The 21,779-nt window shown below is 59.4% G+C and carries 17 protein-coding genes; 8 read left to right on the top strand and 9 right to left on the bottom strand.

Translation table 11 applies throughout. The features are described 5' to 3' along the window. Nucleotides 1–23: 23 nt before the first annotated feature. Both ptsP and ATU_RS19500 read right to left on the bottom strand, forming a co-directional pair. Complete coding sequence (ptsP, locus tag ATU_RS19505; protein ID WP_006313936.1) at nt 24–2,291, bottom strand: phosphoenolpyruvate--protein phosphotransferase; 2,268 nt, start codon at nt 2,289–2,291, stop codon at nt 24–26. Nucleotides 2,292–2,466: 175 nt separating this feature from the next. Beyond that, entirely contained in the window at nt 2,467–3,744 is a 1,278-nt protein-coding gene (locus tag ATU_RS19500) for an aspartate kinase (RefSeq protein ID WP_010973614.1), read from the bottom strand. 391 nt (nt 3,745–4,135) lie between these two features. On the opposite strand from ATU_RS19500, the gene ATU_RS19495 reads away from it, so the two are divergent. Continuing rightward, a complete protein-coding gene (locus tag ATU_RS19495; RefSeq protein WP_006313934.1) occupies nt 4,136–5,983 on the top strand; it encodes a DEAD/DEAH box helicase in 1,848 nt (615 codons plus the stop codon). A gap of 221 nt (nt 5,984–6,204) precedes the next feature. Here the strand turns inward: ATU_RS19495 and ATU_RS19490 are convergent, their stop codons facing one another. Both ATU_RS19490 and nspC read right to left on the bottom strand, forming a co-directional pair. Further along, the gene (locus tag ATU_RS19490) at nt 6,205–7,443 is read right to left on the bottom strand and encodes a saccharopine dehydrogenase family protein (RefSeq protein ID WP_010973612.1); all 1,239 of its coding nucleotides are present in this window, start codon (nt 7,441–7,443) and stop codon (nt 6,205–6,207) included. 60 nt (nt 7,444–7,503) lie between these two features. Further along, the gene (nspC, locus tag ATU_RS19485; protein WP_010973611.1) at nt 7,504–8,601 is read right to left on the bottom strand and encodes a carboxynorspermidine decarboxylase; all 1,098 of its coding nucleotides are present in this window, start codon (nt 8,599–8,601) and stop codon (nt 7,504–7,506) included. Nucleotides 8,602–8,882: 281 nt separating this feature from the next. Here nspC and ATU_RS19480 point away from each other — a divergent pair, with 281 nt between their 5' ends. From ATU_RS19480 to galE, 3 genes are all read left to right on the top strand, one after another. Beyond that, entirely contained in the window at nt 8,883–9,224 is a 342-nt protein-coding gene (locus tag ATU_RS19480; protein WP_035255761.1) for an ElaB/YgaM/YqjD family protein, read from the top strand. 4 nt (nt 9,225–9,228) lie between these two features. Next, on the top strand, nt 9,229–9,666 hold the full coding sequence (locus tag ATU_RS19475) for a hypothetical protein (RefSeq protein WP_010973609.1): 438 nt from the start codon (nt 9,229–9,231) through the stop codon (nt 9,664–9,666). Nucleotides 9,667–9,838: 172 nt separating this feature from the next. Further along, a complete protein-coding gene (gene galE, locus ATU_RS19470) occupies nt 9,839–10,822 on the top strand; it encodes a UDP-glucose 4-epimerase GalE (RefSeq protein WP_046033692.1) in 984 nt (327 codons plus the stop codon). Between the two features lie 101 nt (nt 10,823–10,923). Here the strand turns inward: galE and ATU_RS19465 are convergent, their stop codons facing one another. After that, a complete protein-coding gene (locus ATU_RS19465; protein ID WP_010973607.1) occupies nt 10,924–11,499 on the bottom strand; it encodes a PRC-barrel domain-containing protein in 576 nt (191 codons plus the stop codon). A 235-nt stretch (nt 11,500–11,734) separates the two neighbouring features. On the opposite strand from ATU_RS19465, the gene ATU_RS19460 reads away from it, so the two are divergent. After that, nucleotides 11,735–13,453 carry a sensor histidine kinase gene (locus ATU_RS19460; RefSeq protein ID WP_035215803.1) on the top strand — a complete coding sequence of 573 codons (1,719 nt, stop codon included), beginning with the start codon at nt 11,735–11,737 and terminating at the stop codon, nt 13,451–13,453. Nucleotides 13,454–13,713: 260 nt separating this feature from the next. Here the strand turns inward: ATU_RS19460 and ATU_RS19455 are convergent, their stop codons facing one another. Together ATU_RS19455 and ATU_RS19450 are read right to left on the bottom strand one after the other, a co-directional pair. Further along, nucleotides 13,714–14,703 (bottom strand): sensor histidine kinase, encoded by a 990-nt coding sequence (locus ATU_RS19455; RefSeq protein WP_010973606.1) that lies wholly within the window; start codon nt 14,701–14,703, stop codon nt 13,714–13,716. 95 nt (nt 14,704–14,798) lie between these two features. Continuing rightward, nucleotides 14,799–15,593: a response regulator gene (locus tag ATU_RS19450; protein WP_006313924.1), complete on the bottom strand. Its 795-nt coding sequence runs from the start codon at nt 15,591–15,593 to the stop codon at nt 14,799–14,801. A 137-nt stretch (nt 15,594–15,730) separates the two neighbouring features. Between ATU_RS19450 and ATU_RS19445 the strand changes: the two genes are divergently transcribed. Further along, complete coding sequence (locus ATU_RS19445; protein ID WP_006313923.1) at nt 15,731–15,937, top strand: NepR family anti-sigma factor; 207 nt, start codon at nt 15,731–15,733, stop codon at nt 15,935–15,937. Then, entirely contained in the window at nt 15,937–16,503 is a 567-nt protein-coding gene (locus ATU_RS19440) for an RNA polymerase sigma factor (protein WP_006313922.1), read from the top strand. The genes ATU_RS19445 and ATU_RS19440 overlap by 1 nt, the downstream gene beginning before the upstream one ends. 67 nt (nt 16,504–16,570) lie before the next feature. On the opposite strand, the gene ATU_RS19435 is transcribed toward ATU_RS19440, so the two are convergent. Then, nucleotides 16,571–17,041 (bottom strand): Lrp/AsnC family transcriptional regulator, encoded by a 471-nt coding sequence (locus tag ATU_RS19435; protein ID WP_006313921.1) that lies wholly within the window; start codon nt 17,039–17,041, stop codon nt 16,571–16,573. 175 nt (nt 17,042–17,216) lie between these two features. Between ATU_RS19435 and putA the strand changes: the two genes are divergently transcribed. After that, the gene (gene putA, locus ATU_RS19430; RefSeq protein WP_010973605.1) at nt 17,217–20,903 is read left to right on the top strand and encodes a trifunctional transcriptional regulator/proline dehydrogenase/L-glutamate gamma-semialdehyde dehydrogenase; all 3,687 of its coding nucleotides are present in this window, start codon (nt 17,217–17,219) and stop codon (nt 20,901–20,903) included. A gap of 37 nt (nt 20,904–20,940) precedes the next feature. On the opposite strand, the gene ATU_RS19425 is transcribed toward putA, so the two are convergent. Further along, complete coding sequence (locus ATU_RS19425) at nt 20,941–21,771, bottom strand: ABC transporter ATP-binding protein (protein ID WP_010973604.1); 831 nt, start codon at nt 21,769–21,771, stop codon at nt 20,941–20,943. Nucleotides 21,772–21,779: the final 8 nt, after the last annotated feature.

Here is a 21,779-nt window from a genome sequence, read left to right as displayed (position 1 = left end):
CTCCAATAATGAAACAGGTCGTTTTAAATGGGAATGGAATGCGTCGCGGCAAAGCGTAACAACACCTCGCGCGCACTTTCCAGCGAATTGTGATCGTCCAGCGCCGCGTTCAGCTCTTCGGCAAGGTTGGCGGCATCGAGCCCGAGCAGCATCGCCTTGACCGGACCGATCGCCGTCGGAGACATAGAAACCGAGCGGAAACCAAGGCCGATCAACGCCATGGCCGAAAGTGGCTTGCTTGCCATTTCGCCGCAAAGCGTGACGGCGGTGTGGTGTTTCTCACCGGCGCGCACGATATCGCGCAGAATGCGCAGGAACGGCTTGCCGAGATTGTCAAAACGATCCGACACCCGTGCATTGCCGCGATCGACCGCCATCGAGAACTGGAATAGGTCGTTCGAACCGACGGAAACGAAATCCACCTCCTGCATCAGCTCATCGAGCTGCCACATCAGGGACGGCACTTCCAGCATCGCGCCGAATTGCAGCTTTTTCGGCAGCGCGTGGCTGAACTTCGACAGATGCTGCACTTCTTTCTGCAACAGGTCGCGCGCGGCGCGGATTTCGGACACTTCCGTCACCATCGGCAACATCATGCGCAGTTCAGCACCTGAAGCGGCACGCAACAGCGCGCGCATCTGCGTGCGCATCAGGCCCGGACGATCAAGTGACAGGCGGATCGCCCGCCAGCCGAGTGCCGGGTTTTCCTCTTCCTGGCCGCGCATATAGGAGACGACCTTGTCGCCGCCGATATCCAGCGTGCGGAAGGTAACGCTCTTGCCCTTTGCCTGCCGCAGAACGGAGCGGTAGAAAGCTTCCTGCTCCTCGCCCTTCGGCATATTGGAGGCGATCATGAATTGCAGCTCGGTGCGGAACAGGCCAATGCCATCGGCGCCGGATTCCTCCAGCTGCGGCAGGTCAACCAGCAGGCCCGCATTCATCTTTAGATTGACCTTCTGGCCATCCTTGGTGATCGGCTCGACATTGCGCAGCGCGCGGAACTGCTCCTGGCGCTTGGCGCGCAGGCGAACTTTTTCCTCATAGGCGCGCTGCAAATCCGACATCGGGCGCAAATGCACCTGGCCGTCATCGCCATCGATGATGATCGGATCGTTATTTTCGGCAAGTGCGACGATGCCGGTCGCCTGCCCGATGATCGGGATACCCATGGCGCGCGCGACAATGACGACGTGGCTCGTCACCGCGCCGTCTTCGAGCACCAGTCCGCGCAACTTCTCACGCGGATAATCCAGCAGTTCGGCAGCCCCCATGGCGCGGGCAAGCACGATGGCATCGAGCGGAAAATCCTGCGCGGGATTATGACCGCCGAAACCGATCAACTGGCGCAGCAGCCGGTTGGCGAGATCGTCGAAATCATGCATGCGCTCGCGCAGATAGGGATCGGTCAGGCGCATCATGCGCGCCTTGGTGTCGCTCTGCACCTTCTCGACCGCGGCTTCCGCCGTCAGGCCGTTGCGGATCGCCTCTTCCATGCGCCGCACCCAACCCTGATCGTGGGCGAACATGCGGTAGGTTTCCAGAACTTCGCGATGTTCGCCTTCCGTAGGCACGTCGCGGCGCTGCAACATGTCGTCGATGGAGAGCCGCAGCGAACCGATGGCATCGGCAAGACGCCGGATTTCCGTATCCGCATCCTCGTTCAGAAGATTGGTGACGACGATTCGGGGGTCATGCAGCACGACATGACCAAGGCCGATGCCTTCGCCGTAGGCATCGCCATCGATGGACACGGCGCGCGTCAGGTCGAGTTCCACGCCGGGGCGGGTGATCTTCTTCAATTCACCGCTCGCCACTATTTCAGCGATGAGCATCGCAGTTGTCTCGAGCGCTTCAACCTCATCCTCCCGGTACGTTCGGCTGGCCTTGTTCTGGACCACAAGAACGCCAAGAGTGCGACCGGAGCGCAAAATCGGCACGCCGAGGAAGGAATGATAAATTTCCTCACCGGTTTCAGGAAGATAGCGGAAAGCGGGATGCGCCTGCGCATCGGAAAGATTGAGCGGCTGGGCGGAAGCGGCAATGGTGCCGACAAGACCCTGCCCCATTTTCAGCTGGGCAAGATGCACGGCATCCTTGTTGAGACCTTCCGTGGCATAAAGCTCCAGCACGCTGTCGGAGCGCAGCACATAGACCGAGCAAACCTCCGCAACCATGTTGCTGGCTATCTGACGGACGATCTGGTCCAGACGCTCCTGCGGCTCAAGGTGCTCCGCCATCATTTCGCGCAGCCGCTTGAGCAGGACGCGCGGACCTGCGGAAAGATCTCTCATCGCGTTTGCTCCCCGACGCTTCCGATCCGAATGTCATAATATTCGAGAATCAAAACGTCATTTAAAAATTTATAGCGCGAGAAGCGCGTCCCGCAAGGGACACGCTTTCATGAAACGCCACATCGGAAGAACGCAACTCCGAAGAATCGGAGCATCGGGAACCGATGTCTCGGGTTCAAGCCTTATCGAGACCGTAAGCGGAATGCAAAGTGCGAACCGCAAGTTCGGCATAGGCGCCGTCGATCAGGATCGAAATTTTGATTTCGGAAGTGGTGATCGCCTTGATGTTGATGTTCTTCTCGGCCAGCGCCTTGAACGCGCTGGCGGCAACGCCGGCGTGGCTGCGCATGCCGATACCGATGACCGAAACCTTGGCGAGGCCCGTTTCGTTCTGCGCGACGTCGAAGCCGATCTGGCCCTTGTTCTCGTCCAGAACGCGCAGAGCCTTGGCAACGTCGCCCGAAGGAACTGTGAAGGTCATGTCGGTGCGCGAGCCATCTTCGGAGATGTTCTGCACGATCATGTCGACGTTGATATGCGCTTCGGCGAGCGGTCCGAAAATCGCGGCGGAGACGCCCGGACGGTCGGCGACGCGACGCAGCGAAATCTGTGCTTCATCCTTGGCATAGGCGATGCCGGTTACGACTTCCTGTTCCACGATTTCATCCTCGTCACAAATCAAAGTACCGGGCGGGTTGATGAGGTCGCCCATGCCCGGCGCATCGGGATCCTCGAAACTGGAGCGAACGAAGGTGCGCACCTTGTGTACCATGGCAAGCTCGACCGAGCGAACCTGCAGAACCTTCGCGCCGAGAGACGCCATTTCGAGCATTTCCTCGAAGGCGATCTTCTTCATGCGGCGAGCCTTGGGCTCGATGCGCGGATCGGTGGTGTAGACGCCGTCGACATCGGTATAGATATCGCAACGATCCGCCTTGACGGCAGCGGCGATGGCGACAGCCGACGTATCCGAGCCGCCGCGGCCGAGCGTCGCGATGCGATTATCCGGGCCGATGCCCTGGAAACCGGCAACCACGGCAACCTGCCCCTCACCCATGCGATGAACGATATCCGAACCGTCGATCTCGAGGATGCGGGCGGCGCCATGCGCATTGTCGGTGCGGATCGGGATCTGCCAGCCCTGCCAGGAGCGTGCGTTGATGCCCATGGATTGCAGGGTGATTGCCAGAAGGCCAGAGGTCACCTGCTCGCCGGAGGCGACAACCGCGTCATATTCGCGCGCATCATAAAAGGAGGCGGCATTGGTGCCGGCCACCTTCGCAGCATTCTGCACCCAGTCCACCAGCTCATTGGTTTTGCCGGACATGGCGGAAACGACCACGGCCACTTCATGGCCGGCATCCACTTCGCGTTTCACATGCCGTGCGACATTGTGAATACGTTCGAGGTTCGCGACGGACGTGCCGCCGAATTTCATGACAATGCGAGCCATAGCCTTGACCAGTACCATCCCATTTTCCCGCCGGCTCCTTCAGGAAAACGGACGGATAAGAACAAACCCAGTCGGCCCTTTCTTTAAAAAGAGCCTCAAGTTGCGGGTCTCTTAGCGAAAAGGAGGGGGGCACGCAATGCCGTTTATGAACCATGCGGTACGCCTTTTAGGCCGCCTTCAAGACGGAGGAAGACACCGCAGAACCGTTAACAGGATAAAAACCCGTAAAAGACCGTACCGCGGTGCACTGTACAAACGGGCCTATTCGCAGTATGAGCGCGGCAATGCAACCGGCCAGATGGCCGAAATGGCCTGTATCGGCTGCCCCGGAGACATTAGGACCTATTGGTTTCGGGCGGATGCGGGCAGCTTCATATCCGAAAGACGGTAGATGACAGACACCCAGGGTATCGCCCCGGCGATCGCGCAGGCGTTGGAAAAACGCGGCTACAAAGACTTGACCCCCGTACAGCAAGCCATGCTTGCGCCCGAACTTGCCAACAAGGACGCGCTGGTTTCCGCGCAGACCGGCTCCGGCAAGACGGTTGCCTTCGGCATAGCGCTTGCGACCACGCTGCTGTCGGAAAATACACGCTTCGGTCAGGCTTCCGCACCGCTGGCGCTGGCAATCGCACCCACCCGCGAACTGGCCATGCAGGTCAAGCGCGAGCTGGAATGGCTTTATGAATTCGCCGGTGTCTCCATCGCATCCTGCGTCGGCGGCATGGATATCCGCAACGAGCGCCGGGCGCTGGAGCGCGGCGCCCATATCGTCGTCGGCACGCCTGGTCGCCTGTGCGACCATATCAAGCGCAATGCACTCGATCTGTCGTCGATCCGCGCCGTGGTGCTTGACGAGGCCGACGAGATGCTCGATCTCGGCTTCCGCGAAGATCTGGAATTCATTCTGGAAGAATCGCCCGACGATCGCCGCACGCTGATGTTCTCGGCCACCGTGCCGCGCAGCATCGCCAAGCTGGCCGAAAGCTACCAGAAGAACGCCGTGCGCATTGCCACCGCTTCCGAACAGAAGCAGCATGTCGATATCGAATATCGCGCGCTTCTGGTGTCGCCTTCCGATCGCGAGAACGCCATCATCAACGCGCTGCGCTTTTACGAAGCCCGCAACGCCATTGTGTTCTGCTCCACCCGCGCCGCGGTGAACCACCTGACGGCCCGCCTGAACAATCGAGGCTTCTCCGTCGTGGCTCTCTCCGGCGAACTGACCCAGAACGAGCGCACACATGCCCTGCAGGCCATGCGTGACGGCCGCGCCCGCGTTTGCGTGGCCACCGACGTAGCCGCCCGCGGTATCGACCTGCCCGGCCTGGAACTCGTTATCCATGCCGACCTGCCGACCAATTCCGAAACGCTTCTGCACCGTTCAGGCCGTACCGGTCGTGCCGGCCAAAAGGGCGTCAGCGCCATCGTGGTACCGGTCAGTCAGCGCCGCAAGGCCGAGCGCCTGCTTGAGGGCGCCAAGGTCAGCGCCGCATGGGTGCGCCCGCCTTCGGTTGAAGAGATCGTGGAGCGCGATGGCGCACGCCTTCTGGCCGACCCGACGCTCAGCGAAGCGGTAACAGATGACGAACGCGATTTCGTCAACAAGCTGCTTGAACAGCACGGCGCGGAAAAAGTCGCCGCCGCCTTTGTGCGCCTTTATCATTCGGGACGTTCGGCACCGGAAGACATTTTCGAAGTCGCGCTCGACAACACTCGCAAGCCCCGCCGCGACAGCTTCGAAACAACCGAAAACAACGCGCCGCGCCGCGACCGCTCCGATTTCTCCGACAGCGCATGGTTCTCGCTGTCCGTTGGCCGAAAGCAAAGCGCCGAGCCGCGCTGGCTTATCCCGATGCTGTGCCGCTTCGGCAAGATCACCCGCCAGGATATCGGCGCGATCCGCATGCAGCAGACGGAAACCTTCGTGGAACTTGCGGCCGACGCCGTCGACCGTTTTACCTCCGCCATCGGCAAGGACATGATGCTCGAAAAGGGCATTCGCCTGAAGCAGATGGAAGGCAAGCCGGAAATGACCGGCAACGCCCGTGAAGACACAAGGCCCGCCACAGCGCAGCGCAAATTCACGAAATCCGACAATGCGGGCGCTCCCCGAGACGACCGCAAGGCTGACGACAAGCCCTGGAAAAAGAAAAAAGCCTTCGGCGACAAGCCGAAATACGAAGGCAAGAAGGACAAGCCTTTCGAGAAGCGTGGGCCGAAGCCGACGAAAGGCTGAGATCACTCTGCCACTGACGACGACGGGGCGTACCTGCTCTCAACATCATCCTCGGGCTTGTCCCGAGGATCTGCTACCTACTGGTTTTTCAACGCGACTGGATCCTCTTTCCATCGACTGGCACTACGCCCGTTTTGCGTCCAGTGCGTGATAGATAAAGCCAAGAAAAAAGCCCCGCTTTCGCGGGGCTTTTTTGTCTCTATCCGTCAAGAATGCTGCGCTTAGAACTCCAGCGCGCGATCGCCGTTTTCGTCCTTGATGCGGTTCGGCAGACCAATCTTGTTCAGGATGTTCAGGAACGGCTTCGGCGGCAGTTCTTCCACATTGGCCATCTGCTTCACGTCCCATTCGCCGGTCGCGATGAGCATGGCAGCGGCGACCGGGGGAACGCCGGCGGTGTAGGAAATGCCCTGCGAGCCAACTTCTTCGTAAGCTTCCTTGTGGTCGGCCACGTTGTAGATGAAGACTTCGCGTTCCTTGCCGTCCTTGATACCCTTGACGATATCGCCGATGCAGGTCTTGCCGACATAGTCAGGCGCCAGCGACGACGGATCGGGCAGCACGGCCTTCACCACTTTCAGCGGCACGACTTCCAGACCTTCGGCCGTCTTGACCGGCTTCTCGGATAGGAGTCCGAGGTTCTTCAGGACGGTGAAGACGTTGATGTAGTGATCACCGAAACCCATCCAGAAGCGCACATCGGCACCGTCCATATTTTTCGACAGCGAATGCACTTCGTCATGGCCGGTCATATAGGCCTTCTGCTTGCCGACGACAGGCAGATCGAATTCCTGGCCGACTTCGAACATCTGGTTCGTCTGCCACTCACCCTTCTGCCAGGAATAAACGACGCCGGTGAATTCGCGGAAGTTGATTTCCGGATCGAAATTGGTGGAGAACCAGCGGCCGTGGCTGCCAGCATTGATATCGACGATATCGACCGAGGTGACCTTGTCGAAATACTCATCCTTGGCAAGGCGGGCATAGGCATTGACCACGCCGGGGTCGAAACCGACGCCGAGAATGGCGGTAACGCCCTTTTCCTTGCATTCTTGCGCACGCTTCCACTCGTAGTTTCCGTACCACGGCGGCGCCTCGCAAATCTTGGTGGGATCCTCGTGGATCGCCGTATCCATATAGGCAACACCCGTGTCCATGCAGGCACGAAGAACGGACATGTTGACGAAAGACGAACCGACATTGATGACGATCTCTACGCCGGTTTTCGTAATCAAGGCTTTCGTCGCCTCGATATCCATAGCGTCAAGCGCATGGGCCTCAAGTTTCACATCTGTCTTGAGGCTTTTCTTTTCGCGTACGGACTCGACAATCTTGCGGCACTTTCCCAAAGTCCGTGACGCAATATGAATGTCTCCCAATACATCGCTGTTCTGGGCGCATTTATGCGCCACGACCTGTGCTACGCCACCGGCGCCGATGATCAGAACGTTCTTCTTCATTTCAGGTGATGCCTCCTTTTCCCCGCAGGGATAAGCTTCGTTGGATGTTGAAACAGGGTTTTAAGACAGGCTTTGCTCGAAATCGGCAAAGTCGAATTCACGAACGGCGCGCACGGTGCCGTCCAGTTCCTTGATGGCAATCGCCGGCATCTTCACGCCATTGAACCAGTTCTTCTTGACCATGGTGTAACCGGCCGCATCTTGGAAGGAGATACGGTCGCCGACTTTCAGCTCCTTGTCGAAGCGGAAATCGCCGAAAATATCGCCGGCGAGGCAGGACTTGCCGCAGACCATGTAAGGATGTTCGCCCTCGTTCGGCGAGACCTTGGCGGTTTCGCGGTAGATCAGCAGATCGAGCATATGCGCTTCGATGGAGCTGTCGACGATGGCGAGGTTCTTGCCGTTGAACAGCGTGTCGAGAACCGTCACCTCCAGCGTCGTGCTTTTGGTGATCGAGGCTTCGCCCGGCTCCAGATAGACCTGCACGCCATATTTTTCGGAGAAGGCGCGCAGACGGTCGCAGAACTGGTCGAGCGGATAATCGTCACCGGTAAAGTGGATGCCACCACCCAGGCTCACCCATTCGGCACGCGACAGCAGCGATCCGAATTTCTCCTCGATCTGCGTCAGCATGCGGTCGAACAGCGAGAAATCACCGTTTTCGCAATTATTGTGGATCATGAAACCGGAAATACGGTCCATGATCTTATCGACCTTCGCGACATCCCACTCGCCAAGACGGCTGAAGGGACGCGCAGGATCGGCCAGATCGAAGCTCGAGGAGCTGACCTGCGGATTGAGGCGCAGACCACGGGTGATGCCGGATGCTTTATCCGCAAAACGCTCCAGCTGACCGATCGAATTGAAGATGATCTTGTCGGCATTGGCGATCACGTCGTCGATTTCGTAATCAGCATAGGCAACGGAATAAGCATGGGTCTCGCCGCCGAATTTCTCGCGGCCGAGGCGCACTTCGTAGAGCGAGGACGAGGTGGTGCCATCCATATATTGCGACATGAAATCGAACACCGACCATGTGGCGAAGCATTTCAGCGCCAACAGTGCCTTGGCGCCGGATTTTTCCCGCACATAGGCAATCTTCTCCATGTTGCGAAGAAGTTTTGTCTTATCGATGAGGTAATAGGGCGTCTGCAGCATGTCGTTTCACATATTGATTGAAGTCAAGGTCGGTCTTGGATGATGGGCCTTATATGATGCTTGTGACAGGAAAACAAATGTTCGGGGTCGAATTCCTCGAAAATCGCCCCCGACCGGAAATGCCGGTGAAGAAAACATATGGTCGCGCGGAACCAAGCCGGCATGGGCGCGTTTGAATGACGGATAGACGGGTGTCTCGCCCGCCGAAACGAAGGTTAGGGGCGGTGGCAATCAGTGAAATGCCCTCGTTCCATCAACGATGTTCAGGAAGGACTTCCCTTATGGCAAGCGTGCGCAACGTCAACGACAAGATCCAGCAATCCCTCGAAAACGGTGATGCAGCCGATGTGGCGGCACAGCTCGCCCAGCTTCGCGAAGATCTGGCAAATCTTGCCGAGAGCGTGAAGGCTCTCGGCGTCGGAGCGTCGCACGAGTTGAAGGCACAGGCTGCCCGCGTTGCCGATGACGCGATCTCGGCGTCGAGCGACATGGCCGACACGGTCCGCAACGAAATCTCCACGCTCAACGACAATCTGACGGACCAGGTTCAGAAGAACCCGCTTCAGTCGCTCGGTATTGCGATCGGCGTCGGTTTCGTTCTTGCTCTCCTGACCCGCCGATAAGCCCATGCTTGAAGCATTGCTGGTCTATCTGGGGGAGACCCAGCGTGAAGGGCGCGTCGTTACGCGACGGTTGCGCACGACGATAATCCTGTCGGCTCTGACCGCGATCTTCTTCCTGATCGCCTTCATTGCCGCGGTGGTGGCAGGGTCGATCTATCTCGCCAAACATGTCGGCGCAGGCCCTGCAGCACTCGTCGTTGCCGGCGCTGCCTTCCTACTCGGCGTCATCATGTTGGTGGCACTCACCATCGTCAAACGGCCAAGAGTATATGCTGCAAGGCCCGCCTTGGCGCCTTTGACGGCGGCACCGCTTGCGGCAGCCCCCCTCGCCCTGCAATCGCTGCTGACGCTGGCCATTCAGGCGCGTCCCTATGCGACGCTCGCCGTGGCTGTCGCTGCCGGTTTTCTGGCCACGAGGGCCGGTACCAAAAAGACCAAGTAATTTCTTGGCGGCACGCAAAAGGCAAACCGCGCATCCAGGCCATGGATGCGCGGTTTTTTTTATGTTACCGGCGAAGGATAGATTGGCTGATGGCATCCCGCGCCACGCCGCCCTCATTTGAACAAAGTGACATACAGTCTCGGCGCGTCCGTAATTTTCTGAAAGGCCATTGATGAAGAAGAAAGTCCTTGTCGTCGGCGGTGCCGGCTATATCGGTTCTCACACCTGCCTTCTCCTGTCTGAGCGAGGATATGAACCGGTTGTTTTCGACAATCTCTCCAACGGGCATGAGGAATTTGTCCGCTGGGGGCCTTTCGAACAGGGCGATATTCGCGACCGGGCGCGGCTGGACGAGGTCTTCGCCAAGCACCGACCGGAAGCCGTCCTTCACTTCGCCGCGCTTATCGAAGTCGGCGAATCTGTCAAGCAACCGGTCGCTTTTTACGACAATAACGTCATCGGCTCGCTCAACCTGCTTTCCGCCGCCATCGATGCCGGTGTCACGTCGTTCGTTTTCTCCTCCACTTGCGCGACCTACGGATTGCCGGAACAGGTGCCGATCGACGAGACACACCGGCAGGCGCCGATCAATCCCTATGGCCGCACCAAATGGGTGGTGGAGCAGGCGCTGAAGGATTACAGCACCTATGAGGGGCTGCGCTCGGTGATGCTGCGTTATTTCAACGCTGCGGGCGCAGATTTCGAAGGCCGCATCGGCGAATGGCACAAGCCGGAAACCCACGCGATCCCGCTTGCCATCGAAGCTGCACTCGGACGGCGCCAGGGCTTCAAGGTGTTCGGCACGGATTACGACACACGCGACGGCACCTGCGTGCGCGACTATATCCACATTCTCGATCTTGCCGATGCGCATGTGCGGGCAGTGGACTACCTGCTGGATGGCGGCGAGACTGTCGAACTCAACCTCGGCACCGGCACCGGCACCACGGTAAAGGAGCTGCTAGCGGCAATTTCGGAAGTCTCCGGCCGCCCCTTCCCCGTGGAATATACCGGACGGCGCGATGGCGACTCCACCACCCTCGTTGCCAATAACGACAAGGCCAGAGAGGTTCTCGGCTGGGAACCGCGTTATTCTCTATCGGATATCATAAAATCTGCCTGGGCGTGGCATTCCTCCCGTAATGCCGGGGACTGAACAAGCTTAAGCCAACACAAAAAAGCACCGGCCAAATGGCCGGTGCCTTCGCGGGACGACTGATAATCGCCTGTCCCGCTCCTGCCTCCCAGGTATGGGAATTAAGGCTTGGTTGCCGATGTGGTCGTGCTGTCAGGGGCGGCCGGCACTGCCGCATTCTTTTCGCTGGCCTTCTGTTCCAGCGTCTTGAATTCCGGCGCGGCCTTCAGCGTTTCCGCCGTTTCAGTCGTGGTCAGGCGGATAGTGCCGTCCTGCGTGTTACGCGTCATTGTAACCTTGTCCATAGGAACGGCCACATCCTTGGCACCGATGCCGAGGAAGCCGCCGACACCAATCACGGCTGCGACAAGACCACCGTCCTGTTCCATGATGAGGTTGGTGACATTACCGATGCTCTCGTCAGCGCCGGTATAGACGGATTTACCGATGTAATCATTGGCGCTGACCTGATTTTCACCCTGCTCGGTGATGTAAGCGCCACCAGTTGTCGCCGCGGCGCTATCGGCTGCCGTCGGGGCCGCCGGTGTCATCGGCGTTGCAGAAGGGCTTGCCGGCTCGGCCTGCGCGCTCGGGTTTGCCGGTGCAGGCTGTGTGGTTCCCTGAGCGATGGCGAGCGGCGCGAAAGCAGTCGTACCCATCAGTGCGGCGGTAAAGATAGTCGCGAGTTTCCTAGTCATTTTCGTACCTTCCTTTCATCGTTCTCAACTGGCCGGCGGTGATATTTCTCCCGCTCCTCGACCGGTTCGATTGGCAAACGGCACGGTTGTGGAAATAGTTCCGATTTTTTCGATCACGGCTTTGGGAGATACCGTGAACCGCAGCAACCAAAGGTAAAAAATCAGCCATTGCTAACGGACGACAGCGCGCTATTATTCCTGCCGTAACAATGCCATGACTGCCGGAGTTTTTTATATGCCTCGACCCGGCAACAGACTGAAAGAAACGATTTCGGCTTTGCGTCGGCGCAGCGCCAATTTTTTCCCGACGGCCTCCATCGGCACCTATCTGGTGGTGATGGCGACCGTCATTACGCTGCCGCTTATCCTTTTCGTCGGTTATCTGATGTTGCGCCTCGAGGCGGAAAAACGCGACGACCTGCAACGGGAAACAATCGAGGACGTGCGGGTGGTTTCCCGCAACATCGACCGTCGCCTGCAGGAAATCGCCACGTCACTCAATCTGCTGTCGCAATTCCCCGAGCTTGAGAATGGCAACCTCGCTGCGTTTCAGGGACGCGTTGCCGAAAGCCTGAAACGGGAGGGCCTCTATGCCCTTCTCGCCACCAAAGATGGTCAGCAGCGGCTTAACACGCGCGTTCCCTACGGCCAGCCGCTGGGCAAGATCCCGGCCGAAGCAAATCTCGCCAAGGCAATTGAATCCCGCCGCATCACCGTCTCGGACCTGTTTTTTGGTTCCACCAGCAAAGAATGGGTATTCAACATCACCATGCCACTCGATCCGGAACTCGGATCGGCCGGAGACGCGTTGATCCTGACGCAGAATGCCAGTGATCTCAGCCGGCTCATTCCCACGGAAAACCTACCGCGCCACTGGGCGGTCGCGATCATCGATGGCACCAACCGCGTGGTCGTTTCCAGTGCGCAGGATGAGGCGGAAGTGGGCAAACCCTTTGTCAACCCCGCCATACTTTCGGAAATGCAAGCCTTCAGCGGCAATTTTTTCGACGGCAAGGGCAATCTCTACGCCTATGCGCAATTGCCAGGCTGGCAGTGGAAGACCGTGATGTGGGGACCGCTTGCCGCGAGCCAGGCGGCGCTGATCGACACCTGGCGGCAGATGATGATCGGCAGCCTTGTGCTGGTGCTGATCGCCATCGGCGGCGCCTATCTCGTCGGCCGGCAATTGCGCAGCTCCATCCGCGATCTGACCCACATGGCCGAGCGCATCGGTGAAGGCGAAATCGTGGCCCCCGTCGATACCAAGATAAAGGAGGCCAACCAGGTCGCCATCGCACTCTCCAACGCCTCCTTCGACAGAAGCCAGTCGGAAGAGCGGTTGCAGCTGCTGTTGCACGAACTGGTACACCGCTCCAAGAACATTCTGACCCTGGTTCAGGCGATGATACGACAGCTGGGCAGGGAGAATAAAAGCATTCCGGAGTTTCAGAAGGAGGTGGATCACCGCCTGCGCGGCCTTGGGATGTCGATCCGGGCTCTCGCGGAAGTTCAATGGCAGGGTCTGCCGATCCGCAAGCTGATCGAAACCCATCTCGATGTTTTCGGCACGGTCGTGGAACGCTTCAGGCTGGAGGGCGACGATTTCATGCTGTCTCCGGAAGCGGCGCAAAATTTCGGGCTCGTGGTGCATGAGCTGACGACGAACTCCATCAAATATGGCGCACTTTCGGTTCCGCCGGGAAAAATAACCGTAAGCTGGAAAGCGCTCGAAAAAGACGGCCGGCAGATGCTCCATCTGGTCTGGACGGAGACCGGCGGGCCGCCCGCAACTGAGCCGAGCCGCAAGGGCTTCGGCACCACCGTCATCAAACGCCATGCGGAAGGCGCTTTCGGCGGAAACGTTACCACCGAATATCGCGAGACCGGCTTTGAATGGTCGCTGGAAGCGCCGATGCGCTATTTCATCCCCAAGCGAACCGAGCAGACACACTGAGCCGTCTTCGCCCGGGACAGCCAAAATTGGCCTCTGTCAAAAAAAATGCATTTTGTGGGAACCGAATGGGGCGGTGTGCATTTTTACTGCAGGCCAAGCAATTCCCCCGTCCCCGCCTGAAGCTTGGCTGACTATAAACGGGTTTCACCCCTGAAAACCCGTCATAAAAATAGCACGGCTCTGTAATGGGCCGTGCTTTTTTTGTTGATTTCGAGCGTGGAAACGACCGCGCAGCCTCACTCTCACCTCCGCAATCGTTGTCATGCGACCGCTGCGTCACCCGAAGGGAATTTGAGGCTATAGACGATCCGTTCCGGCGTCAGCTTATATTCGGCAACGCCACCGAGAGCGGAAGGCACCACCTTTTCCAGCACCACGCTGCCGAAACTGCCGCGCCTGGCCTCAGCCGGTTCCTTCGATGGCATCATCGGCTCGTTCCATTCGACGATGTAAAAATCACCGTCCTGGCGACACTGGAGAGAGATCGGCGGGTGATAGGCGAGATTGCCGCTGTGGCTGACGGTGTTGACGACGAGCTCATGGAAGGCGAGCCCGATATAAAGCGCACCATTCGGGTTGAGCAGCAGGTTTTCGCCTTCAATATGGATGAGGTTGGGATACTCAGGCACATATAGATCGAATTGCTGCCGCAGAAGCTCGAATATGCGCGCACCGCGCCAGTCCGAATCCGTGATGAGATCCTGGCTCTGGGCAAGGGCATGCAGCCGGCCGCGGAACTTGCGCAGGAAATCATCCTTGGTGAGGCTGAAACGGGCCGTCTGGCCGGCAAGGCTCTGGATGATCGCCAGAAGGTTCTTGGAGCGGTGGCTGACCTCGCGCAGCAGCGAGCGCAGAAGCTGTTCGCGCCGCCTTTCCGCCGTCACCTCCCGGATGGTGGTCTTCATCACCACCTGGTTCGACTGGTTGAAGGTGGAGTGGACCTGAAACTGGAAGACGCGGTCATTGCCGGCATTAACTTCCAGCATCCCTCGGCTGCCTGCCGTGTTCATGTCCCTCTTAAGTTCAGCCAGTCGGACTGAGAGATCATTGCCAAACAGATTTTCATCAGTCGGGTGCGAATCCGCCGGAAGTTTCCAGACATCCGGCAGATTGGCCACGAATATATAGTCGCGGTTCCAGTCCTGCAGCATGACTGTCTCACCCGAATCGAGCAAGGCAAGGACAAGCGAATCGTGAAGCTCGCTTTCGTCCCTCTCCGCGTTATGCCATGCCAGCCGATGCAAATTCATCTCCTTGCAGAAAGCCGCGGGAAAGCCCCACGACCATAACCGCCAACGCCCGGGCACCACACCGGTTCCCGGTCAGGCTGCGGTTTCGGCAAATTTCAAGCCGCGACGCGTGAGCTTTCGTTGAAAAACAGGGCCTGGCTGATAAGCGCTTTCACCATGTCCGGATTAAACGGCTTCGTCACGAGGAAGGTCGGCTCCGGTCGCTCGCCTGTCAAAAGACGCTCGGGGAAGGCCGTGATAAAGATCACCGGGAGGGTGGTCATCTGCAGGATATCCTTCATCGCGTCGAGACCGGAGCTGCCGTCGGCGAGCTGGATATCAGCAAGTATCATCTTGGGCTGGGTGCGATGGAAGAGATCGAGCGCTTCCGTGTGGGTGCGGGCGATGCCCGTGACGCGATGGCCGAGATCGGTCACCATCTGCTCGATATCCATGGCGATCAGAGGTTCATCCTCGATGATCATGATATCGGTTGCCACCTGCCTTGCGATTTCAGAGGCCGCCTCGTCGATCAGTCTGCTGACCTGATCTTCGGACACTCTCAGAACCTCTGCGGTTTCCGATGGCGTGAACTCTTCAACCGTCGTCAAAAGGAAAGCCTGACGGGCCAATGCCGGCACGGCGGAGAGGTTCGCGGAGGCGCGTTTTTCCCAGCCGGACAGGTTTTCGTCGGTCTTAATATTGATCGTGACGGAACTAAAGATCGATACGAACAATTGATAGAGCGAAACGCGATCGCTGCTTGTCTGCGGAAAAATGCTGATGTCGGCGATCAGAGCTTCGAGTGTTGCCGCAACATAGGCATCGCCCGTTGATTGTGAGCCGCAAACGGCACGCGCGAACCTGCGAAGATATGGCAGGTGCGGTGCGATGCGTGTAGAAACTGACATGGAATTCTCCCCTTTCATGCGGTCTGCAACGCAAACCCAAGATAGCAACGTGTGTATCGCAAAAAAAGTTCCGGACCGCCGGAACTATTTTTTTAACCGCGCATTCTTGCCACGACACAAAAGGAATACCGGACGTTATGAGCATGTTTCAATCGGACCAAGATTCGCCGGACAACTCGGCGCCCCCCCAGGTTCCACATTCCGGGCGGGCGGTGATTTCCCGCAAGCTCAGGGAGCTCTATGATGCCGTTCAGGAAGAAGGCATCCCTGACAAATTCCTCGATCTTCTCGAAAAACTCGATGAAGCCGAAAGCAAGGCCAACATGAAGGCTTCGGAGGAATGATGGCGAAAGAGCCGGAGCAGACAGAATATAATTTCAAGCGGGAAATGCTGGCGGCGTTGCCGAACCTGCGCGCGTTTGCGATTTCGCTTATCCGTTCGAGGGACCGTGCAGACGACCTCGTGCAGGACACGATCATGAAGGCCTGGGCAAAACAGGACAGCTTTCAGCCCGGCACCAACATGCGGGCATGGCTGGTGACGATCCTGCGCAACGAATTCTACAGCCAGATTCGTAAATCCGGCCGTGAAGTGCAGGATACGGACGGGGTCTATACCTCGCGCCTCTCCGTGCCGCCGGAACAGCACGGTTCCGTCGACCTTCAGGATTTCCGCACCGCGCTCGCAAAATTGCCCGACGACCAGCGCGAAGCCATCCTGCTGATCGGCGCCTCCGGTTTTGCCTATGAGGAAGCTGCCGAGATTTGCGGTTGCCCGGTCGGCACGATCAAGAGCCGTGTGAGCCGTGCGAGGCTTCGCCTGCAGGAACTGCTGGGTATCGAAAACGAAAACGAATTCGGTCCGGATGCGCAGATGAGCGCGGTCACCGCCGCCGCCACGGCGGGCTGAAAAAACGAAACTGGCAATGACAATGAACGGGCAGACTTGCGTCTGCCCGTTTATCCATATCCGCTTTTCAAATACCCGTTTCCTTGACGGACTGCATGACCACGAAGGTCGAGGTATTGGCCACCGACGGCAGGCTCGAGATTTTTTCGCCGAGCACCCTGCGGTATTTGCGGATGTCGCTGGTGCGCACCTTCAGGAGATAATCGAAGGCGCCTGCGATCATGTGGCACTCCTCCACTTCCTTGATCTTGCGCACCGCCGTGTTGAACTCTTCCAGCGCCTTTTCCCGCGTGTCGGAAAGCTTGACCTCGGCGAAGGCAATGTGATCGACGCCGAGCTTCTGTGGATTGAGCATGGCCCTGAAGCCGAGAATATAGCCCTCATCCACCAGCCGCTTCAGCCGTGTCTGGCAGGGCGTCTTGGAAAGGCCGACCGTTTTTGAGAGTTGCAATACGGACATGCGCCCGTCTTCGCTGAGCACCTCGAGAATCTTGAGATCGAAGTGATCCAGACCGTCTGTTTTTTGACTGTTTGCCATGCGATTTTACGCCGTTTTCTCATCATAAAAGTTCATATTGCCTGTTTTATCCTGAAAATAAGGCCATAGCAATTTTTGCGGCAATGATATTGTGAGTACCAGGATGACAAGCGGCGGGCGGAGGACACGCTGCCGCCGACGATCTGCCTTCAACAGCGTTTTCAGGATTTTCAGAATGGCCGATGGTGCAAGCAATGCCGGTGTAACTATCCAGCAGGTGGGAAACAGTATCTTCCAGAATTTTGCGCCGCCGGTGCGCGAACAGAGCCTGCTGCGCAAGGCGGTCACTGCCGCCTACCGCCGGGCAGAAGAAGAATGCATGGCGCCTTTGATCGAAGCGGCGACGGTGACGGCTGACCAGGCGAAAGCCATTCGCGACACCGCCCGCAAGCTGATCGAGGCGCTGCGTGCCAAAACCAAGGGCACAGGCGTCGAAGGGCTGGTGCAGGAATATTCGCTTTCCAGCCATGAGGGCGTGGCGCTGATGTGCCTTGCCGAAGCGCTGCTGCGCATTCCTGACACCGCCACCCGCGACGCGCTGATCCGCGACAAGATCGCGCGTGGCGACTGGAAGTCCCATATTGGCGGCGGGCGTTCGCTTTTCGTCAATGCCGCCACCTGGGGTCTCGTCATCACAGGCAAGCTCACTTCGACCGTCAATGACAGCGGCCTTTCAGCGGCGCTGACGAAGCTGATCGCCCGCGCCGGCGAACCCGTCATCCGCCGTGGCGTCGACATGGCGATGCGTATGATGGGCGAGCAGTTCGTGACCGGCGAAACCATCGGTGAGGCGATCAAGCGGTCGAAGCCGCTTGAGGAGCAGGGCTTCCAATATTCCTACGACATGCTGGGCGAAGCCGCGACCACCGCAAAGGATGCCGAGCGTTATTACAAGGATTATGAAAACGCCATCCACGCCATTGGCAAGGCCTCCGCCGGCCGCGGCATCTATGGCGGGCCGGGCATTTCCATCAAGCTTTCGGCGCTGCATCCACGCTACGCCCGCGCGCAGGCCGAGCGGGTGATGGCGGAGCTTCTGCCGCGCGTGAAATCGCTGATGCTGCTCAGCAAGACATACGATATCGGCCTCAATATCGATGCGGAAGAAGCCGACCGGCTGGAACTGTCACTCGATCTTCTCGAAGAACTGGCGCTGGACAAGGACCTTGCTGGCTGGAACGGCCTCGGTTTCGTGGTGCAGGCCTATGGCCGCCGCTGCCCCTTCGTTCTCGACTACATCATCGACCTCGCCCGCCGTTCGGGCCGCCGCATCATGGTGCGCCTCGTCAAGGGCGCTTATTGGGATGCGGAAATCAAGCGCGCGCAGGTGGAGGGGCTGGAAGACTTCCCGGTCTTTACCCGGAAAGTGCATACCGATGTCTCCTACATCGCCTGCGCCCGCAAGCTGCTCGACGCGCGCGATCTGGTCTTCCCGCAATTTGCGACCCACAATGCGCAGTCCATGGCGACCATCTATCACCTCGCCGGTCCCGATTTCAAACTCGGCGACTACGAGTTCCAGTGCCTGCACGGCATGGGCGAACCGCTTTACAGCGAAGTCGTCGGCAAAAAGAAACTCGACCGCCCCTGCCGTTTCTATGCCCCTGTCGGCACGCATGAGACGCTGCTGGCCTATCTCGTGCGCCGCCTTCTGGAGAACGGCGCGAACTCCTCCTTCGTCAATCGCATTGCCGATCCGGCCGTGCCGGTGGATTCCCTGCTGGAAGACCCGGTCGCGGTGGTGAAGGCCTATGCCGTTCCCGGTGCGCAGCACGACCGTATCGCCGCCCCCGCCGATCTCTTCGGCCCGGAACGGAAAAACTCCGCCGGCGTCGACCTCTCCAATGAAACAACGCTCTCTGCCCTCGACAAAACACTGAAGGCGGGTGCAGCAACGGAATGGAAGGCTGCGGCGCCACAGGCTGGCGGCCAGACGCGCCCGGTCCTCAACCCCGGCGACCACAGCGATATCGTCGGCCATGTGACGGAACCCACCGAGGCCGATGTCGAAGCGGCCATGCAGCGGGCGGCGGCTTCAAGCTGGCCCTCTATGCCAGTGGAAGACCGTGCCGCCTGCCTGGAGCGCGCGGCCGACGCCATGCAGGCCGAAATGCCCACACTGCTCGGCCTCATCATGCGCGAGGCGGGAAAATCCATGCCCAACGCCATTGCCGAGGTGCGCGAAGCCATCGATTTCCTGCGTTACTACGCGGCAGAAGCCCGCAGGAATTTCAAATCGGATGAAAAATCGCTCGGTCCCGTCGTCTGCATTAGCCCGTGGAACTTCCCGCTCGCCATCTTCATCGGTCAGGTGGCCGCAGCGCTGGTCGCCGGCAACCCGGTTCTGGCAAAACCCGCTGAGGAGACTCCGCTGATCGCCGCGCAGGGTGTGCGCCTGCTCCATGAGGCGGGCGTTCCGCAAGACGCCGTGCAGCTTCTGCCGGGCGATGGCAAGACGGGTGCGGCGCTGGTCGGCTCACCACTGACGGCGGGCGTGATGTTCACCGGCTCCACTGAGGTGGCGCGGCTCATTCAGGGGCAGCTTGCCGGCCGGGTTCTGGCCAATGGCCAGCCGGTGCCGCTGATTGCCGAGACCGGTGGTCAGAACGCCATGATCGTCGATTCCTCCGCGCTTGCCGAACAGGTTGTCGCCGATGTCATCGCGTCTGCCTTCGACAGTGCCGGACAGCGCTGCTCGGCACTGCGCATCCTCTGCCTGCAGGAAGATGTGGCGGACCGCACGCTGACCATGCTGAAAGGCGCGCTGCACGAATTGCGCATCGGCCGCACGGATCAGCTCTCCGTCGATGTCGGCCCCGTCATCACCGCCGAGGCCAAGGGCATCATCGAAAAGCATATTGACGGCATGCGGTCGCTCGGTCACCGCATCGAGCAGATTGCGCTTGCGGGGGAAACCGGCAAGGGCACCTTCGTACCGCCAACCATCATCGAGATGAAATCGCTCGCCGATCTGAAGCGCGAGGTCTTCGGGCCGGTGCTGCACGTCATCCGCTTCAAGCGCGATCATCTCGACCGGCTGATCGATGAGATCAACGCCACCGGCTACGGCCTGACCTTCGGCCTGCATACGCGTCTCGACGATACGATCCAGCATGTGCTCTCCCGCGTTGCGGCCGGCAATCTTTATGTGAACCGCAACATCATCGGCGCGGTGGTCGGTGTGCAGCCCTTTGGCGGACGCGGCCTTTCCGGCACCGGCCCCAAGGCCGGCGGTCCGCTTTATCTCGGCCGCATGACGGAGAAAGCGCCAAAGATAGACCGCATCGCCAGCCAGCAGGATCAGGCTGCGGTCGATCTCGCCCGCTGGCTGGATGAAAATGGTCAGACTGTTGCGGCAGAAGCCGCACGCCAGGCGGCTGCGCTTTCAGGCCTTGGCTTTGAGACCGAGCTGGCCGGCCCCGTCGGCGAGCGCAATGTCTATGCGCTGCATCCGCGCGGCAAGATCCTGCTGGTGCCGGCAACCGAACAGGGGCTTTACCGTCAGCTTGCGGCAGCGCTATCTACCGGCAACTCTGTTGTCATCGACAATGCTTCGGGACTGGAAAAGGCGATCTACGGCCTGCCGGCAAGCGTGACCTCGCGCATCGTCTGGGCGGATGACTGGGAAAAATCGGCACCCTTCGCCGGTGCGCTGGTCGAGGGCGATGCGGAACGCGTGGTTGCGATCAACAGGAAGATCGCCGCCCTGCCCGGCCCGCTGGTTCTCTTTCAGGCAGCGACGACGGACGCACTTTCCGGCGAAAGCCAGCCCTATACTCTCGACTGGCTGGTGGAAGAGGTTTCAGTCAGCGTCAACACCACGGCCGCCGGCGGCAATGCCAGCCTGATGAGCATTGGCTAAACATGGTCCCGGCAGGGTCTCGGCCCTGCCGTACCACCTATTGTCCGGTAATGTCGCCGCGGCCGAAGAGCTGGTTCAGAACCTGTTCTTCCAGCCTTGCGAATTCCGGCGTGCCGTGGCGGCGCGGGCGCGGCAGTTTTACATCGAGATCGAGCGCGATGCGCCCCTCATCGATGACGACGATGCGATCGGCAAGCGCCACGGCCTCCGACACATCATGGGTGACGAGCACGGCAGTGAATTTCTGCTTGCGCCAGATACGCTCCAGCAGAAGCTGCATTTCGATGCGGGTCAGCGCATCGAGCGCCCCGAGCGGCTCGTCCAGTGCCAGGATCTGCGGATGGGCGACAAGGGCGCGGGCCAGCGCCACGCGTTGCTTCTGGCCACCGGAGAGCACATAGGGCCACTCGCCCGCCCGGTCCTTGAGACCGACCTCGTCGAGAATGCCAAGCGCCTGTTCCCTTGCCGCTTCGCCTTTGGCGATGCCGGTCAGTCCCACCGAAACATTGTTTGCGATCCGCTCCCACGGCAGAAGCCGCGGCTCCTGAAACATCATGCGGGTGCGGTTCGATGGGTCTTTCGAGACGGTGCCGGTCGTCGGCGTGTCGAGGCCCGCCAGAATGCGCAAAAGCGTGCTCTTGCCACAGCCGCTCTTGCCGATAACAGCCAGAAACTCGCCTTCCCGCACGTCGAGATCGATGCCGCGCAGAACCGGCTTGTCGCCGAAGCTTTTCGTGACGTTTCGGAAGCTGAAGGCGACCTTGCCTTCAGCCGGTCTTGCGTGATGTTCGATCTTCGCCTCGGTTCCGGCCGGAAGGGATGGCGGGGCTTCGGGGCGTCTCAGCGTCGTCACATTACCGGTCGACATGGGTTACC

The sequence above is a fragment of the Agrobacterium fabrum str. C58 genome, from assembly GCF_000092025.1.
Lineage (GTDB): Bacteria > Pseudomonadota > Alphaproteobacteria > Rhizobiales > Rhizobiaceae > Agrobacterium > Agrobacterium fabrum.
This window is presented reverse-complemented; position numbering and strand designations above follow the sequence as displayed.

Excerpts from the sequence above, each read along its gene's own strand:
- ptsP (WP_006313936.1), bottom strand. The coding sequence starts at position 2,291 with ATGAGAGATCTTTCCGCAGGTCCGCGCGTCCTGCTCAAGCGGCTGCGC.
- ATU_RS19500 (WP_010973614.1), bottom strand. The coding sequence starts at position 3,744 with ATGGCTCGCATTGTCATGAAATTCGGCGGCACGTCCGTCGCGAACCTC.
- ATU_RS19495 (WP_006313934.1), top strand. The coding sequence starts at position 4,136 with ATGACAGACACCCAGGGTATCGCCCCGGCGATCGCGCAGGCGTTGGAA.
- ATU_RS19490 (WP_010973612.1), bottom strand. The coding sequence starts at position 7,443 with ATGAAGAAGAACGTTCTGATCATCGGCGCCGGTGGCGTAGCACAGGTC.
- nspC (WP_010973611.1), bottom strand. The coding sequence starts at position 8,601 with ATGCTGCAGACGCCCTATTACCTCATCGATAAGACAAAACTTCTTCGC.
- ATU_RS19480 (WP_035255761.1), top strand. The coding sequence starts at position 8,883 with ATGGCAAGCGTGCGCAACGTCAACGACAAGATCCAGCAATCCCTCGAA.
- ATU_RS19475 (WP_010973609.1), top strand. The coding sequence starts at position 9,229 with ATGCTTGAAGCATTGCTGGTCTATCTGGGGGAGACCCAGCGTGAAGGG.
- galE (WP_046033692.1), top strand. The coding sequence starts at position 9,839 with ATGAAGAAGAAAGTCCTTGTCGTCGGCGGTGCCGGCTATATCGGTTCT.
- ATU_RS19465 (WP_010973607.1), bottom strand. The coding sequence starts at position 11,499 with ATGACTAGGAAACTCGCGACTATCTTTACCGCCGCACTGATGGGTACG.
- ATU_RS19460 (WP_035215803.1), top strand. The coding sequence starts at position 11,735 with ATGCCTCGACCCGGCAACAGACTGAAAGAAACGATTTCGGCTTTGCGT.
- ATU_RS19455 (WP_010973606.1), bottom strand. The coding sequence starts at position 14,703 with ATGAATTTGCATCGGCTGGCATGGCATAACGCGGAGAGGGACGAAAGC.
- ATU_RS19450 (WP_006313924.1), bottom strand. The coding sequence starts at position 15,593 with ATGTCAGTTTCTACACGCATCGCACCGCACCTGCCATATCTTCGCAGG.
- ATU_RS19445 (WP_006313923.1), top strand. The coding sequence starts at position 15,731 with ATGAGCATGTTTCAATCGGACCAAGATTCGCCGGACAACTCGGCGCCC.
- ATU_RS19440 (WP_006313922.1), top strand. The coding sequence starts at position 15,937 with ATGGCGAAAGAGCCGGAGCAGACAGAATATAATTTCAAGCGGGAAATG.
- ATU_RS19435 (WP_006313921.1), bottom strand. The coding sequence starts at position 17,041 with ATGGCAAACAGTCAAAAAACAGACGGTCTGGATCACTTCGATCTCAAG.
- putA (WP_010973605.1), top strand. The coding sequence starts at position 17,217 with ATGGCCGATGGTGCAAGCAATGCCGGTGTAACTATCCAGCAGGTGGGA.
- ATU_RS19425 (WP_010973604.1), bottom strand. The coding sequence starts at position 21,771 with ATGTCGACCGGTAATGTGACGACGCTGAGACGCCCCGAAGCCCCGCCA.